Source organism: Marinobacter shunpengi (assembly GCF_045449715.1).
Lineage (GTDB): Bacteria > Pseudomonadota > Gammaproteobacteria > Pseudomonadales > Oleiphilaceae > Marinobacter.
This window is the reverse complement of the sequence record NZ_JBJJLA010000022.1, coordinates 174,822-190,666: the sequence shown is the minus strand read 5'-3', so window position 1 is coordinate 190,666 and position 15,845 is coordinate 174,822. Positions and strand designations below refer to the sequence as shown.

15 protein-coding genes and 1 tRNA gene are annotated in these 15,845 nt (G+C 59.6%); 11 read left to right on the top strand and 5 right to left on the bottom strand.

The features are described from left to right. Positions 1-600 precede the first annotated feature (600 nt). The 10 genes from ACJO3T_RS16530 to ACJO3T_RS16485 all read left to right on the top strand — a co-directional run bounded on the left by ACJO3T_RS16530 (position 601) and on the right by ACJO3T_RS16485 (position 8,454). The gene (locus tag ACJO3T_RS16530; protein WP_406979181.1) at positions 601-1,509 is read left to right on the top strand and encodes an alpha/beta hydrolase; all 909 of its coding nucleotides are present in this window, start codon (positions 601-603) and stop codon (positions 1,507-1,509) included. Between the two features lie 96 nt (positions 1,510-1,605). Beyond that, positions 1,606-3,576: a carboxylesterase/lipase family protein gene (locus tag ACJO3T_RS16525; protein WP_406979180.1), complete on the top strand. Its 1,971-nt coding sequence runs from the start codon at positions 1,606-1,608 to the stop codon at positions 3,574-3,576. 301 nt (positions 3,577-3,877) lie between these two features. Further along, positions 3,878-4,393, top strand: coding sequence for a GNAT family N-acetyltransferase (locus tag ACJO3T_RS16520; RefSeq protein WP_406979179.1), 516 nt, complete (start codon positions 3,878-3,880; stop codon positions 4,391-4,393). A gap of 61 nt (positions 4,394-4,454) precedes the next feature. Continuing rightward, positions 4,455-4,865 (top strand): fosfomycin resistance glutathione transferase, encoded by a 411-nt coding sequence (gene fos / locus ACJO3T_RS16515; RefSeq protein WP_406962560.1) that lies wholly within the window; start codon positions 4,455-4,457, stop codon positions 4,863-4,865. A 143-nt stretch (positions 4,866-5,008) separates the two neighbouring features. Next, positions 5,009-5,539 carry a GNAT family N-acetyltransferase gene (locus tag ACJO3T_RS16510; protein WP_406979178.1) on the top strand — a complete coding sequence of 177 codons (531 nt, stop codon included), beginning with the start codon at positions 5,009-5,011 and terminating at the stop codon, positions 5,537-5,539. A 60-nt stretch (positions 5,540-5,599) separates the two neighbouring features. Next, entirely contained in the window at positions 5,600-6,262 is a 663-nt protein-coding gene (locus ACJO3T_RS16505) for a nucleoside/nucleotide kinase family protein (protein WP_406979176.1), read from the top strand. Between the two features lie 114 nt (positions 6,263-6,376). After that, positions 6,377-6,616: an N-acetyltransferase gene (locus ACJO3T_RS16500; protein ID WP_406979175.1), complete on the top strand. Its 240-nt coding sequence runs from the start codon at positions 6,377-6,379 to the stop codon at positions 6,614-6,616. A 32-nt stretch (positions 6,617-6,648) separates the two neighbouring features. Beyond that, positions 6,649-7,185 (top strand): DinB family protein, encoded by a 537-nt coding sequence (locus ACJO3T_RS16495; protein ID WP_406979174.1) that lies wholly within the window; start codon positions 6,649-6,651, stop codon positions 7,183-7,185. Between the two features lie 27 nt (positions 7,186-7,212). Continuing rightward, a complete protein-coding gene (locus ACJO3T_RS16490; protein ID WP_406979172.1) occupies positions 7,213-7,704 on the top strand; it encodes a pyridoxamine 5'-phosphate oxidase family protein in 492 nt (163 codons plus the stop codon). Positions 7,705-7,845: 141 nt separating this feature from the next. Next, on the top strand, positions 7,846-8,454 hold the full coding sequence (locus tag ACJO3T_RS16485) for a GNAT family N-acetyltransferase (RefSeq protein ID WP_406979170.1): 609 nt from the start codon (positions 7,846-7,848) through the stop codon (positions 8,452-8,454). Between the two features lie 89 nt (positions 8,455-8,543). On the opposite strand, the gene ACJO3T_RS16480 is transcribed toward ACJO3T_RS16485, so the two are convergent. Continuing rightward, positions 8,544-9,539 (bottom strand): hypothetical protein, encoded by a 996-nt coding sequence (locus tag ACJO3T_RS16480; RefSeq protein WP_406962572.1) that lies wholly within the window; start codon positions 9,537-9,539, stop codon positions 8,544-8,546. A gap of 357 nt (positions 9,540-9,896) precedes the next feature. Next, positions 9,897-9,973 (bottom strand) — tRNA-Pro (locus ACJO3T_RS16475). Between the two features lie 143 nt (positions 9,974-10,116). On the opposite strand from ACJO3T_RS16475, the gene corA reads away from it, so the two are divergent. Further along, positions 10,117-11,070 carry a magnesium/cobalt transporter CorA gene (gene corA, locus ACJO3T_RS16470; RefSeq protein WP_406962574.1) on the top strand — a complete coding sequence of 318 codons (954 nt, stop codon included), beginning with the start codon at positions 10,117-10,119 and terminating at the stop codon, positions 11,068-11,070. A 70-nt stretch (positions 11,071-11,140) separates the two neighbouring features. On the opposite strand, the gene glyS is transcribed toward corA, so the two are convergent. The 3 genes from glyS to ACJO3T_RS16455 form a co-directional block, all read right to left on the bottom strand. Beyond that, complete coding sequence (gene glyS / locus ACJO3T_RS16465) at positions 11,141-13,219, bottom strand: glycine--tRNA ligase subunit beta (RefSeq protein WP_406979169.1); 2,079 nt, start codon at positions 13,217-13,219, stop codon at positions 11,141-11,143. 2 nt (positions 13,220-13,221) lie between these two features. After that, complete coding sequence (glyQ, locus tag ACJO3T_RS16460; protein WP_406962578.1) at positions 13,222-14,214, bottom strand: glycine--tRNA ligase subunit alpha; 993 nt, start codon at positions 14,212-14,214, stop codon at positions 13,222-13,224. Positions 14,215-14,374: 160 nt separating this feature from the next. Continuing rightward, positions 14,375-15,823: a TrkH family potassium uptake protein gene (locus ACJO3T_RS16455; protein ID WP_406962584.1), complete on the bottom strand. Its 1,449-nt coding sequence runs from the start codon at positions 15,821-15,823 to the stop codon at positions 14,375-14,377. Between the last annotated feature and the right edge of the window lie 22 nt (positions 15,824-15,845).

Sequence of the window (15,845 nt, the reverse complement as noted above, 5' to 3'; positions counted from 1 at the left end):
GCCACTGTGTACGGATAACAGTGACGGGTGCCATCTTTCGAAGGGAAAAAGAACCCGGCAGTCAGGCGCCGGGTGGCGCACGGCAAACCAGGTAATCGCCCGGTGACTGCCCTCACAGATTCAAAAAGTGGGATGGGTGCTCAAATTATCATCAACTGCAAATCCGATACTGGATCATTACGCGGAGTTAACCATTTTGGATGATCACCGGGTATTCCGATTTCGTTTTTATTCCAGTTTTCCATACATGGACAGTAGTCAGGGTATTTTTCCTGATTAAAAGTGAGCATTCATTCCGCCTTTGGTAATCAATAGTTACGTCTGAGCCCTTCAATGGATACTCGAATCTGTTTCTACGGATTGGCATTCCGTTCAGGCTGAAAAGCCTGGTTCGATATCCGGTCGAGCGCTCGCTATATCCGGCGTCTGGATGAACTCCCGGACATTTTGAACTTCCCCGGGGGCAGCGCTATAACTCGTCGGGCCGTAGCAGCGGAACCCTCATTCCGGTTCCGTCGCAACACTTAACACGACCATTGGAGGGTTAAAACAATGCAACGCAACGGCCTGAGATCACTCGCAATTGTATGTGGACTAACCATGACGGGCTCCGCCCTGGCGATTGGTGGGGGTGGTGGTATTGGAGGGGGCTCCGGCTGGGACCCGGATGATGCGCCGGCATCCTGCCCCACCGAAACCCCGGCAATGCTGCCACAGGGTGCCACCGAGTACTACCGTGACCGTCCGGGCGTACCCAATGGTGAGGTGGAAGTCGTCAATATCGGCGGCACCTTCGGCGGTGACCGTGTCCATATCTACACCCCGCCGGGCTACAGCGAATCCAATCCCGAGGGTTTTCCGGTGCTTTACCTTAGCCATGGCGCCGGGCAGGACGATTCCAACTGGACCAGCCGTGAAGAGGACTGGGGCGGCAGCGCCGACCTGATCCTGGATAACGCCATTGCCGAGGGCCGCATCGACCCGATGGTGGTGGTCATGCCGGACACCAGTGGTTGTGCCTCTGGCAGCCCGGTTACCCCAGGCACCAGCGGTGGCTGTGTGGACCTGTTCAAGGACACCCTGATGCCTTACGTGGAGTCCAACTACAACGTCCGCACCGATCGTGACAATCGTGCCATTGCCGGCCTGTCCCAGGGCGGTTTCGTGGCCTTCAACGTGGGCCTCGGTAACCTGGACCTGTTCAGCCATGTGTTCATCTATGGCTCCGGCTGGTTCTCCACATCCCGCAGCGCCTTCGAGCGTGAGTTTGAATCGGTTCTGGATGATCCGGAAACCAACAGCCTGTTGAACGCTCCGATCGTCATGGGCGCGGGTTACGACGACATTGCCTACAGCAACACCGAGGCAACCATTGAGATTCTCAATGACTACGGCGTGGCCAACCTTCGTGAGGAGTTCGAGGGTGAACACGATATGGACAGCTTCCGTCGGATGCTGCACCTGACCCTGCCGATGATGTTCGTCAACACCCAGGGCTGTGGCAGCTAATACCCCCTGAGCAGTGACGACCTGCTTATGTCCGGGACTGTTCAGCCGTCGGTTCCGGCATCTTTCCCTACCCTTAACAACAAACCGGAGAGATTCATGTCGATCCCCCAGAAGACACGGCTTTGTAAACAGATTCGATTAACCACCATTGCCACCTGTGTCGCCACGGGCCTGGCATTTGGTGGTGTCAGCACACTGGCCCATGCCCTGCCCGATCAGGCCTCGGACCGGGCCCATGAACGTACGTCCCGGAATCACGGCGAGCGCCTGGAAAAGGTAAAGGACGCACTGGACAGGATCCGGCTGGCCCGCCTGCACAAGGTTCGTAACCTCTCGGCATGGAACCATTTCCCGGACGCCGGGGAATTCACCGACAAGGCCACCAACCTCGCCGCCCTGATCCAGACCCTGGACCAGGATGGCGACCTGAACAATGGCATCGACGTGTCCCGGGAAGCTTCCCGGATTGTCGACGAGTACACGGACATGCTGACCTTTGACCAGTCGCCGGCGGAGTTCGCCCGGAGCGAAGCGGTGACCGACCTGATGGCGGAACTTAACGCTGCTGGCGAAGAGGTCTTTGATGACACCGACCCACGACCCCGACGCCTGATGAACGCCGAGAGCGCCGTGGAGCTGGTGGCCCGGGCCCAGAGTGATCGCAAGATCGTGCCTACCAGCCTCGGCGTGCTGCGCGGTTTTACCACGCCCGACGACAAGGCCTGGGGGTTCTACGGTATTCCCTACGCCAAGGCACCCTTGGAGGAACTACGTTGGAAGCCCCCGGTGGATCACGATGGCTGGTGGGGCGTGCGTGAAGCCATCGCCTGGTCCGACCAGTCCGCCCAGGACCCCACCAACGAAGCCTTCGGCGAAGGCGGCATGAGTGAGGACAGTCTCTACCTCAATGTTACCGTACCCAAGGACGCCGGCGATGAACCGCTGCCGGTCATGGTCTGGTTCCATGGTGGTGGCTTCGCTATTCTCACCGGCAACACCAGAGGGTTCAACAACACATCACTGCCTGGCAAGGGCGCCATTGTGGTTACCGTCAACCACCGCCTCGGCCCCTTCGGCTACATGGCGCACCCGGCCCTGACCGAGGAATCGGAAAATGGCGCCTCCGGCAACTATGGGCAGCTTGACCTGGTGGCCGCCCTGGAGTGGGTGCAGGAGAACATCGACCGTTTCGGGGGTGACCCGGACAACGTCACCATCTTTGGTGAATCCGGCGGTGGCGGCAAGACCCTGTCCCTGCTGCATTCGCCGCTGGCGGACGGCCTGTTCCACAAGGCCATTGTCCAGAGTGGTATGGCGGCGCCAAGTGACCAGACTATTCCGGTGGAAAACCCGCTGGAAGCTCAGGAACAACAGGGTATCAACCTGGCGGAAGCCCTGGGTGTCGCGGATGAGCCCGACGTGCTGGCCGCCATGCGCGATATCCCCTGGCCGGACATTGTGGAAGCCTCCGCCGAGGCCGGCTTTGCCGCACGCCCGAACATCGACGGCTGGTACCAGACCATGGGCATCCGCGATGCCTTCGAGGCCGGCAAGCACCATGACGTGTCCATAATGGCCGGTGCCAACACCGGTGATCTGCCGCCGCTGGTGGAAGGCCTGAAGTGGTACATGCCGTGGATGGCCGAGTACAACGAGTCCGACGTCTACACCTACGTATTCGACCATGTACCGGCGGGCTGGCGTAACTTCGGCACCTCCGCCTACCACGGTGTCGAGCTGGTCTACATGTTCGACTATCCGGGCAGCTTCGTGGCCCACTACCTGCTGGGTCTGACCGGCCACCCGGACCCGACACCACAGAAGTTCGCCACCACCGACAGCCCGGGCATCGATCCGGAGGAATACGCCATGGTCAGCCAGCTTTCCCTGGACCTGTGGGCCTCCTTCGCGAAGGACGGCGACCCCGCCATCGATCGCCAGGAATGGCCCGCCTACACCGGGGAGAACGATATCTACCTGCGTATCGACCTGACCCCGGCGGTGGAAACCGGCCTGGATGATGCGTTTCCGGAGTTCGATTTCCCGACGCCCCCCACAGCCCCGTAAGCGGCCGTTGTTGCCCCTGGCTGGTTGAGGGAACGACCGCCAGGGGTATGCGACCAATAATCCCCAAGCACGCACCCTGCCAGTGGAATGGATTCTGGTGGCAGGGTGCTAGTCTTTTTCCTTGAAGCATCCGATTCCCACGCCAACTCACATACCAATGTCTACCCTCGTGGCAAAACCGGTCACTTGGGCGGAGTTCATTGACTTGCATGAGGCCTATGTCTAGGTTGGAAACTATTCGCATAAAAATATGAGTCCACGATAGGGGCCATAGACAGACGCCATACCCGAATAGGCAGGGATGCATGCCCGCATGAGTATCAGAAAATTGTCACAGCCTGACCTCCCGGATGTGGCTCGTATACAGAGGGAGTGCTACAGCCAGGACATCCTCGAGTCGATGGATTCGTTTTCCGCAAAACTGACTGCGTGTCCGGATTTCTGTTTCATGGCAGTACAGAGAGAACTTCCGGTTGGCTATGTCGTCGCTTTGCCGTGGATGTTCGGCGAAATGCTGGACCTGGATGGCGTTGAGTATTCTGTTCCCTTACAAGCTGACAGTGTCTGTATCCATGATTTGGCAGTGAGCCCATCGGCCCGGAGGGCGGGTGCCGCGAATCAATTGCTGAAAGCTGTGCTGGATACCGCAAGAGAGCGGGGATATAAACGCATATTCCTTGTCGCTATCCAGGGGGCATCATCGTATTGGCAACGTCATGGCTTCGAGGCTGTGCAAGTTGATGAGGCGCTGCGGAGAGGCCTCTCTGCCTATGGGGAAGACGCAGTGTATATGGTAAGAATCGATGAAGGCGCTTAGCCAGCCTATCCTGTTAGTTACTTCACTCCGGCATTTTTCGACGCCAGAATCAGGAGGCGGAATGGTTAACGGCATCAATCATATAACATTGGCTGTCAGTGATCTTGAACGGTCATTTGATTTCTATACCAACGTGGTTGGCCTGAAACCGGTGGCGAAATGGGTGCGGGGTGCTTACCTGCTGGCTGGTGAAGCCTGGATCTGCCTGTCGCTGGATGCGAGCAAGTGTAGTGGCGCTGAACCTGAGTACACCCATATTGCCTTTTCTGTGGAGAAGGGGTTCTTTAACGAGAGCGCCAAGGCCATCCGCGCGCACAATGTGACGATCTGGAAAGAGAACAAGAGCGAAGGGGACTCTCTGTACTTCCTTGATCCGGATGGGCACAAACTGGAGCTTCACGCCGGAGATCTCCAGACCCGGCTGGCTACGCTCAGGAAGCAGCCCTATGAGGGCCTTGAACTGTATGTTTGAGATGAACCAGACAATGAGCCTAAGTCGATAATAAGCCCGCCAGATACCGGTTGCCAAATTTCCTCTGCGGTGCAGTTTGTTGTCGTCGATAGAACGCCTGGGCCGGTTTTACCGGTGACACAGGAATAACGCTACAGCCCTATATGGATCTGACACCCCATCACACCAGTCGACTTACATTGCGTCCGTTTCTGGAGAGAGATACGGATGCACTCTATGCCATCCAAAGTGATCAGCAAGCGATGCGCCACACGTATACGACCACTTCGTTGCAGCAATGCGCGCACAGGCTGAAAACATTTGAAGATTTGCGGTTCTCACACGGATTCGCACCATGGGTGGTGTGTGATCGTAGCGAAGCAGACGTGATTGGCTGGGGAGGTCTGAACATAGACCCATTTGATTCGGGATGGGGTGTGGAGGTCAGCTATTTTTTCGACCCGGCCCATTGGGGGCGCGGTTTCGCGACCGAGCTTGTGTCGTATTCGCTGCGCCATGCATTCGTTGATCTGGACCTTTCTCAGGTGACTGCCTTCGCCAGGCCGGAGAACACTGGCTCGATCCGTGTGTTGGAAAAATGCGGTTTCAAGCCTCTGGGTTATGAAGCCCGGATCGGGCGTAACCACTATCGAATCCGGCAATCTGAGTTCAGGCCAACCAAAAGTGCGATGTAAATGGTGCGGGACGGTCGCCGCCCTTAAGTGGGCGCTGGAGCGGCAAGAGGTAATTGTATCTTGGTCATAGAGCAAATTGCGCAAGCTATCCTGAGCGTTCAAAGTCCCTTTGTGACGCGGGTAGCCATTGATGGTGTCGACGGTGCGGGCAAGACGATGTTCGGGGATGAGCTTGGTCGGACGCTGGAGGCGTGGGGTGCAAAAGTGATCCGTGCCTCTGTGGACGGGTTTCATCATCCGCGCGTGGTCCGGTATCGCCGTGGCCGGTTTTGCCCGGAGGGCTTTTACCGTGATTCATACGATTACGCCACGCTGAGGCAGGTGCTGCTTGACCCTCTGTCTCCCGGAGGCTCAGGGCAGTATATTTCAGCAGTGTTCGATCACAGGAACGATGCCCCGGTCCGTTCGAGTACGCGGCAAGCGGCTGCTGGTGATATCCTCATCTTCGATGGCATCTTTGCTCACCGCCCCGAGCTTCGCGGATACTGGGACCTGTCCGTGCTTCTCGAGGTGTCCTTCGAGACGTCGATAAAGCGCTTGGGTGCGCGGGACGGCACGCCCATGGATCTACTTGCGCCGTTGAACAGGCGGTACATCGAAGGTCAGCAGCTATATTTTCAGGAGTGTGGACCGGCCAACCATGCCACCCTGGTTGTTGACAACAATGAGCCCGCCTCGCCATGTATCGGCAGTACAGTGACCAAAACAGAATCGACTCTCTGACGCGACGTTGCCGAGCGATTCCTGCTGCTTTGTCCCTTCGCTTGTAAAACAGTACTATTTCCCTTTCGTCAGGCGAAAGGAACGCCGTCGATATAAAGTGCCAAGGAACCTAACATGAGCCAGACATGGAATGCCGGTCAGTACGTCAACCACGCCTCATTCGTTGCCCAACACGGCCTGCCTGTTCTTGAGTTGCTGGACCCGACATTGGGAGAGCATATTATTCGCCTGGACACGATCCCCGAGCTGGACAGCGCCCTGCGTCTATACCGGAGACTGGGATTTCGTGAGATTCCACCGTACCGCTACAACCCGCACCCTGATGCGGTCTTCATGGAGTGTAGGCTGGAATGAACCCATTAGCGGTTGCCCGGAGGTAGAAAACCATGAGCCAGGTACACCTGTTCCAACAGATGGCCGCCTACAACCAGTGGATGAACGGGAAGGTCTACGAGGCGGCGGGACGACTTGATCCGAGCGAGCTTTCCCGGGACCGTGGCGCCTTCTTCGGTTCCATCCTGGGCACCCTGAATCACATCGTGGTGGGCGACACACTATGGCTGAAACGTTTCGCTACCCTTCCCTCCGGCACTGAATCACTGCAGAAGGTCGCGGCACAGCCGACCCCCACCAGCCTGGACCAGATCCTGTTCGATGACTTGGGAAAGCTCCGGGACCATCGGCGGTTGCTGGATGACGAGATTGTCCGCTGGGTTGGTGGGCTGAAAGATTCGGATGTGGACCAGGCGCTGGCGTACCGAACGATTGAGGGCCAGTCTTCCAACAAGCGACTGTCCTACCTGATCCAGCATTTTTTCAATCACCAGACCCACCACCGGGGCCAGGTGTCCACGCTGTTGTCGCAGGCCGGCGAGGATATTGGCGTCACCGACCTTTTGGCCCTGATACCGGATGAATCATGACCCAACCTGAAGGAGCAGGAAATGGAAATGAAACTGGAAAAACACTGGCCCGGGATTCTGCAGGTTCTGGGCAACGCCCGGAAATCCAATCGATTTTTCTCCATTGCCACCGTTGATGAGAACGGCAACCCCCATGTGACACCTATCGGGCATGTCTTCTTCCGGGACGATATGACCGGCTACTATTTTGATGCCTACTCGAAAGCCATGCCCAGGAACTTCGAGCATAACCGGCGGATCTGCCTGATGGCGGTTAACAGCAGTACCGGGTTCTGGCTGAAATCGCTGTTTCGTGGACAGTTTGATTCTGCCCCCGCTGTTCGTCTTTCTGGCGAGGTGGGCGACGCCCGTGATGCCAGCGCAGACGAAATCGAGAGGCTGGAGAAAGGCATCCGCATCACCAGCCGCCTGAAGGGCCACAAACTGATCTGGCATGGTCTGGATCGGGTGCGGGATATCCGTTTTGATGGCTTTTCACCCGCCACCTATCCGGCGATGTGTGGTGGCCTCTGGCAATAGACTGGATCCCCAGGGGTCACGCGACCACTTGTTGTGTCGATCATCGCCGTGTCTCTGACGCCTCGGTCGTGAAACATCGGATGGGCTAAAGCTAAAGACAGCTAATGCTGTCGTTGAAAATGGAAGGGAAACTGTATGGTTATGAAGATGGAACAACCGGTATTGGAAGGTCGTCACGTGCGTCTGGAACCCCTGTTGGAGGGCCATATGGATGGCCTGTTCGACATTGGCCAGCTCCAGGAGGACTGGGCCTATCTGCCTGCAGGGGCCTTTACCAGCCGGGTGGATACGGAACAGTGGGTGAACCAGGCCCTGGGCCTGGCCAGCAAGGAGCTGCATTACCCGTATGTGCTGGTCCAGCCGGATTCCGGTGCCCTGATGGGCAGTACCCGCTACCTCAACGTCCGCCCCCGGGATCATGGGCTGGAGATTGGTTACACCTGGGTCGGGCGGGACTACCAGCGTACGGCGGTGAATACCGAGGCCAAGTACCTGCTGCTCAGGCATGCCTTTGAGGTGCTGGGCGCTCTCCGGGTGGAACTGAAGACGGACGCCAGGAACCTGCGGTCACAGAGGGCGATCGAGCGGCTGGGAGCGCAAAAGGAAGGCGTGCTGCGCCGGCATATGGTGGTTCAGGACGGCTTTGTCAGGGATTCGGTGATGTACAGCATCACGGACCTGGACTGGCCGGGCGTCAGGGACGGATTGCTGGAGAAACTGGGCCGGCGCGAAGGCATCGCAGAGGGGTGATGTTCGATAGCCAGATCCGTAGACACCAGGCATGCCTGCAAGCCAGTCCAGACTATTCCGGACCCATGTGGAACAGGCTGGTCGGTGTGTTACCGCCGGAATCCAAGATGCTGTTTGTGGGGCGTATTGCCTCGCCAGATAAACCCTTCGAAGTAGTAATGCAGGAAGGACACGGTAAGGACCACGATACCAATCGCCGTGTGGTCCCTGTTCATCGTCAGGGGATAGGCGATGGCAATGGAGGCCAGGGGCAGGATCAGGTACGCCGGTAGCGGCACCAGGTGGGTCAGCCGGTAGACGAGGTTCCTGGGGCCGGCCTTGTTGCGGTTACGGTCGTGGGTGATGTAAACACTGAACGCCGTCAGGTCATGAATGATGCGCGGTATCATGATCACGAACACGGTGTAGCCTATCTCGTTGATCAGGAATACCGATACCAGCATGGCGACGTTGCCCCACAGGTACCACTTGCCGATGGCATAGCGGGCATGCTTTGTCAGCTCAATGGCCAACACCGTCATCAGGGCGACCAGGGCTCCCGCCAGATAGCTGACGACATCGAACAGCGGCAGCGGGCCGATGTCGATATGCCTGAAGCGGCCCTGCCCGTAGACGCTGACATAGATGGCGAACCCCGCAAAAATGGCCAACCACTTCCAGGCCCGGAAGACGCGGGTTGGCGGGACGCCCATCATCATCAGCGTCAGGCCAAGCTGCTGCGCCAGTACGTGGTAAATGGTGTAGAACGCCAGGAACACAAACAGCAGGTTGTAGCTGAGGGGTTGCGGGCCCAGGTAGCCTGCGGTGGTAATGGCGGTGAAGGCAAGCAGAGGAATACCCAGTCGACGGCGATAGTAACCCAGGTATTCCCGGTCAGCCATGGTCAGGGTACTGGCAATAATGTGGGGCAGGCCGAAGACGACGGTCCAGAATGCCCATCGGTTGGGATCGGACGGGAGAAAGTCTTCTGACAGCCTGCTATCAAGCCAGAGCAGGTCCAGGGCCACGGCGGCGACCGAAATCGGAATAATGGCGTAAAGGGCAAGCAACCACCGGCAGTCGACGGTGTGAATCCTGTCGTCCATGGTAAGGGCCATCTTGTTATTGTGGATCGGTTTTTGATGGTTCCTGGCCACTGACGGGCGATGGCGTTTCTGGCTTTACACCATTAACCCCCTACTCTCAGCGACATCCTGCCTGGGACTCATTGCAGGGATGACCTTAACAATGACAGTGGTTCGAAAACGTGATTCGCGTTCCACCGTCGTTAACAGGGCGCTTCATCCAGGCGTCTGTTGCGGTTATGTGTCGCTGTTGCGCACAAATAACGTGGACGTATTCCGGGTCTGATGATCGACAGACTGGTGCTAAGGATCTGGTGATGGAAACGTGTGGCAGAGAAGAAGGGCTATGGAAAAGCGGTAGGGAAACCGGGAAAGGAATGGTCGGCGTGGCAGGATTCGAACCTGCGACCCCTTCGTCCCGAACGAAGTGCGCTACCAAGCTGCGCCACACGCCGAATTACGGGCTGCATTATACGTATTCTCCATCCAATTGCCAGCCCTCCCGTAGCGGTTATGGTGATTCTCCCGGATCTCCTTATGGGTTGATTCCCTTGCCGGGTAGAATAACCTGACACCAGATCACCAACGGGAGAAGGCTGTGCTTCGACTGTTCAGATTTACCAATGGTCTCATTCGCGAAATTCCGGTGACGGACGAGCCACTGGAGGCACAGGTTCGCGCGGCGGACTGGATCGACTGCTGTGAAGCAAGCGAGGAAGAGAAGGCGATTCTCGAGAAGCTGCTGCTGACCGATGTGCCGGAGCAGGATGAAGTGGACGAGATCGAGGCATCAGCCCGCTGTTTCGTCGACCAGGCCGGTATCCATGTGCACTCGCTGTTCCTGACCCAGACCGAAGGGCGGCACATCACGGTATCGGTGGCCTGCATTCTCCAGCCCGAGCGCTTGATCACCATCCGGGATGACGAGATCGCGGACTTCCGGCTGATGCGTATGCGGGCACGCCGGGGCCAGTTGGAAAGCCACCATCCTTCCGAAGCGCTGGTGACGGTGTTCGAGCAGAAGATCGAGAACCATGCCGACAACCTGGAGCATATTCATGAGCAGCTCGACAAGGTGTCCTACCTGGTGCTGGAAGATGAGGAGGCGGAGCTGGAGGAAGCTATCAGTCAGTTGGCCAAACTGGAAGACAGTAACGGTCGCATCCGCCTGTGCCTGATGGACAGCCAGCGGGATATTTCTTTTCTGATCAGGCACCTGAGATCGCACCCGGAGTTGCGGGAAACCTGCCGTGAAATCGCCCGGGACATCGAAACCCTGATGTCCCACAGTGCGTTCCTGTTCGAGAAGATCAACTTCCTGATGGGTTCCACCCAGGGCTTTATCAACATCGAGCAGAACCAGATCATCAAGACCTTCTCCATCGCCGCCGTGGTGTTCCTGCCGCCGACGCTGATTGCCAGTATCTACGGCATGAACTTCGAGTACATGCCCGAGCTTGAGTGGCTGCTGGGTTACCCGGGGGCCTTGGCGCTGATGGTGGGGTCCGGCTTTGCCCCCTACTGGTATTTCAAGCGCAAGGGCTGGCTGTAGCCCTGTCGATCACCCAACGAAAAAGGGCTTCCCCTTCAGGAGAAGCCCTTTGTCATTTTAGGCCGGTGTTTCAGCTGCCCGGCAGTACCGAGATGTCCGCCACCCGCAGGAACAGGTTGCGTAGGCGGTTGAGCAGTGACAGGCGGTTGTTACGCACCGCCTCGTCGTCCGCCATTACCATCACCTCGTCGAAGAAGGCGTCCACCGGGGCCCGCAGGCTCGCCAGGGAGCTCAGGGCGGTGGCGTAGTCACCGTTGTCGAACAGCGGCACCACCTTCCCGGCCTGCTCGCTGACGTGCTCGGCCAGGGCGATCTCCGCCTTGTCCTGCAGCAGGGCGTTATCCACATGCTCACCGATGGACTCGTCGCCCTGCTTGGTGAGGATGTTGGACACCCGCTTGTTGGCGGCGGCCAGGGCCTCGGCCTCTGGCAGCTTGCGGAAGGCATCCACCGCCTTCACCCGGCGGTCGAAGTCCAGCGGTCGGGTCGGACGACGGGCGTGCACCGCCAGGTAGACCTCGGCGCTGATGCCCTGCTCCTCGTAGTGAGCACGGAAGCGCTCGAGCATGTAGTCCACCACCGTGCTGGCGGTGTTCTGCTCGGTGAGCTGGGTGAAGTTCTGCTCTGCCCATTCGCAGCAGGTCTGCAGGTCCAGGGGCAGTTCCCGCTCGATGATGATGCGCAGTACACCGAGGGAGGCCCGGCGCAGGGCGAACGGGTCGCGGGTACCGGATGGCGGCTGGTTGATGCCGAACAGGCCCACCAGGGAATCGAGTCGGTCGGCGATGGCCACGGCACAGCCGGTCAGGGTGGACGGCAGGTCGTCGCCGGCAAAACGGGGCATGTACTGCTCGTTCAGGGCCTTGGCCACATCCTCGTGCTCACTGTCGTTGGCGGCGTAGTACTGGCCCATGATGCCCTGCAGGTCGGTGAACTCCAGCACCATTTCGGTAACCAGATCCGTCTTGCCCAGCATGGCGGCGCGTTCCGCCAGCGCCGGGTCGCTGTTGATGGCTTCGGCGATCTTGCCGGCCAGGGCCGCGACGCGCACGGACTTGTCATGGATGCTGCCCAGCTTCTCCTGGAACACGATGGGCTTGAGCTGTTCGACACGGTCTTCGAGCCGTGTCTTGCGGTCAGTGTCGTAGAAGAAAGCGGCGTCGGCCAGACGCGGGCGGATCACCTTCTCGTTACCGGCGATGACCTGGGCCGGGTCCTTGCTCTCCAGGTTGGCCACGGTGATGAACACAGGCAGCATCTGGCCGCCGGGGTCCACCACGTGGAAGTATTTCTGGTGTTCCTTCATGGAGGAAATCAGGGCCTCCGCGGGGACCTCCAGGAAGCGCTCCTCGAAGCCACCCAGCAGTGGCACCGGCCACTCGTTGAGGGCGGTAACCTCGTCCAGCAGATCCTCGTCGATAACCGCCCTGCCACTGGCTTTCTTCTCGGCGATGTCCTCCACGCCCCGGCGGATCACCTCGCGCCGCTCGGCGAAGTCGGCGATCACGTAGCCTTCCTGCTTGAGCACGATCTCGTAGTCATTGGGGGTCGGCACGATCAGCGAGCGCGGACAGTGGAAACGGTGGCCGCGGGTGGTGTTGCCGGGCTTCAGACCCATGATGGGTGCGTCGATTACGGTGTTGCCGTACATGAACACCAGCCAGTGGACCGGCCGTACGAACTCGGTGCGGTGGGCGCCCCAGCGCATGCGCTTGGGAATGGGCAGACCGGCCAGGGCCTGCTCCACCAGTTGCGGCAGCAGTTCCACGGTGGGCTTGCCCTGCTCCACGGTACGGTAGACCACCCAGGCGCCCTTGTCGGTCTCCAGGGTGTCCAGCTGTTCCGGCGTTACGCCCAGGGAGCTGGCAAAGCCGTTCAGGGCCTTGGTGGGATTGCCGGAATCGTCAAAGGCGGCCTTCACCGCCGGGCCGCGCTTCTCCACCGGCTTGTCCGGCTGGGCGTCCTCCAGCTTGCGGACACGAACCGCCAGGCGACGGGGCGCGGCAAAAGCTTCCACCTGCCCAAAGGCGATGCCTGCTTCTTCCAGGCCGGTACGGATGCCCCGGGCAAAGGCATCGGACAGGGGTTTCAGGGCCTTGGGAGGGAGTTCCTCGGTGCCCAGTTCAACCAGAAAATCCTGAGTAGCCATGATTATGCGTTCCCCTTCTTGGCCTTTTTGCCTTTCTTGCCCTTGCCGGTGTTCTCTTCAGCGGCCAGCACTTCCTTGCGGAGGGCCTCCGGCGCGAGCGGGAAGCCCAGGGCCTTGCGGCTGTTGAAGTAGGCCTGGGCCACGGCCCGGGCCAGGGTCCGCACCCGCAGGATAAAGCGCTGACGCTCGGTCACGGAGATAGCATGACGGGCATCCAGCAGGTTGAAGGTGTGGGAGGCCTTGAGCACCTGTTCATAGGCGGGCAGCGCCAGGCCGGCATCTATCAGGCGGGCGCTTTCCCGCTCGTAGACATCGAAGCTGTGGAACAGGAACTCGGTATCCGCGTGCTCGAAGTTATAGGTGGACATCTCCACCTCCTGCTGGTGGAAAACATCACCGTAGGTGACCACGCCATCGGGGCCGCGGGTCCACACCAGGTCATAGACACTGTCCACGCCCTGCAGGTACATGGCGATGCGCTCCAGACCGTAGGTGAGCTCACCGGTGACCGGGTAGCATTCCAGGCCGCCCACCTGCTGGAAGTAGGTAAACTGGGTGACCTCCATGCCGTTGAGCCAGATCTCCCAGCCCAGGCCCCAGGCGCCCAGGGTGGGGGATTCCCAGTTGTCTTCCACAAAGCGGATATCGTGAACCAGCGGGTCCAGGCCCAGGGCGCGGAGCGAGTCCAGGTACAACTCCTGGATGTTGTCCGGCGAGGGCTTGAGCACCACCTGGAACTGGTAGTAATGCTGCAGGCGGTTGGGGTTCTCGCCATAGCGGCCGTCGGTGGGGCGGCGGCTGGGCTGCACGTAGGCGGCGTTCCAGGTTTCCGGGCCAATGGACCGCAGGAAAGTGGCCGGGTGGAAGGTGCCGGCGCCCACTTCCATGTCCAGTGGCTGGAGGACCACGCAGCCATGCTGCGCCCAGAAGTTCTGCAGTGCCAGGATCAGCCCCTGGAAGGTCGTCAGATCCGGGTTTGACGGTTGTGATGCCATGGTTGTCACGACGGTTGCCTGCTATTCAGTCTGTGTGTTGCGGGCGGTCGGACAACAGTAACAGAGCCGGCCCGCATCGAAAGGCGGGTATTATACGCGCCATGGAAGGGTATTTCTAAGTCGGTGTCGAATTCCCGCAAGGCCCTTTCCGGCCAAGGACTTAACGTCGCCAGAAGGCGGGCGTCAGCAGCACCAGCAGGGTGAACACCTCCAGGCGGCCCAGTAGCATGGCGAAGCACAACACCCACTTGGCCACGTCGTTGATGTTGCCGTAGTGGTAGGCGACCTCGCCCAGGCCGGGGCCCAGGTTGTTGATGGCGGCGGCGACGGCGGTCCAGGCGGTGACCTGGTCAAGGCCGGTGGCCAGCAGGATGATCAGCATGGCCACGAACATGAACATGTAGACCGAGAAGAAGCCCCACACCGCCTGCAGCACCCGGTCCGACACCGGGCGGTTGCCCAGCTTCACCGGGATCACCGCGTTGGGGTGCAGCAGGCGTTTCACCTCCCGCGAGCCCTGGCGGTAGATCAGCAGTACCCGCATCACCTTCAGGCCGCCACCGGTGGAGCCGGCACAGCCGCCCATGAAGGCCAGCACGAACAGCATGAACGGCAGCATCAGTGGCCACTGGCTGAAGTCGGCGGCGCCAAAGCCGGTGGTGGTGGCGATGGAGACCACCTCAAAGATGCCCTTGGTGATCGCGCTGGTGGGGTCCAGGGTGGCGGTATAGATCAGCACCAGAATGGTGACCACGCTCACAACGGCCAGGATGCTGAAATAGAAGCGGAACTCAGAGTCCAGCCAGTAGGCCCGCAGGCTGCGCTGGCGGAAGGCCATGAAGTGCAGGGCGAAGTTGGCGCCGGAGATGATCATGAACACCACCGCGATCATCTCGATCAGGGCACTGTCGAAATAGCCGATGCTGGCGTCGTGGGTGGAAAAGCCACCGATGGCAATGGTGGAGAAGCTGTGGCCGATGGCATCGAACCAGCTCATACCGGCGGCCCAGTAGGCCACCGCACACAACACGGTCAGCGACACATAGATGTACCACAGGGCCTTGGCGGTCTCGCCGATGCGGGGCGTCAGCTTGTTGTCCTTGACTGGTCCCGGCACCTCGGCCCGGTAGAGCTGCATGCCCCCGATACCCAGCATCGGCAGGATGGCCACCGCCAGCACGATGATCCCCATGCCCCCCAGCCACTGCAATTGCTGGCGGTACCAGAGCATGGACTCCGGCAGTGAATCGATACCGGTGATCACCGTGGCACCGGTGGTGGTCAGCCCGGACACCGCCTCGAACAGCGAATCGACGTAGGTATAGGGGGCGTTATTGCTGAGGTAGAAGGGGATCGAACCGGCGACGCTGAGGACCACCCAGAAAAGGGTGGTGATCAGGAAGCCGTCCCGCACCCGCAGGTCACCCTTCACACGGCGGAACGGCAGCCAAACCACCAGTCCGCCGAACATGACCATCAGCAGGCCATTGGCAAAGCGCTGCCACTGGCCGTCGTCGTATAGCAGGGAGATGCCCAGGGGCGGCAGCATGGTGAGGCTGAACAGCATCATCAGCAGGCCGAGTATCTTGGCAATCACCGGCAGGCGCATTCTCAGCGATTCCCTTCCATTG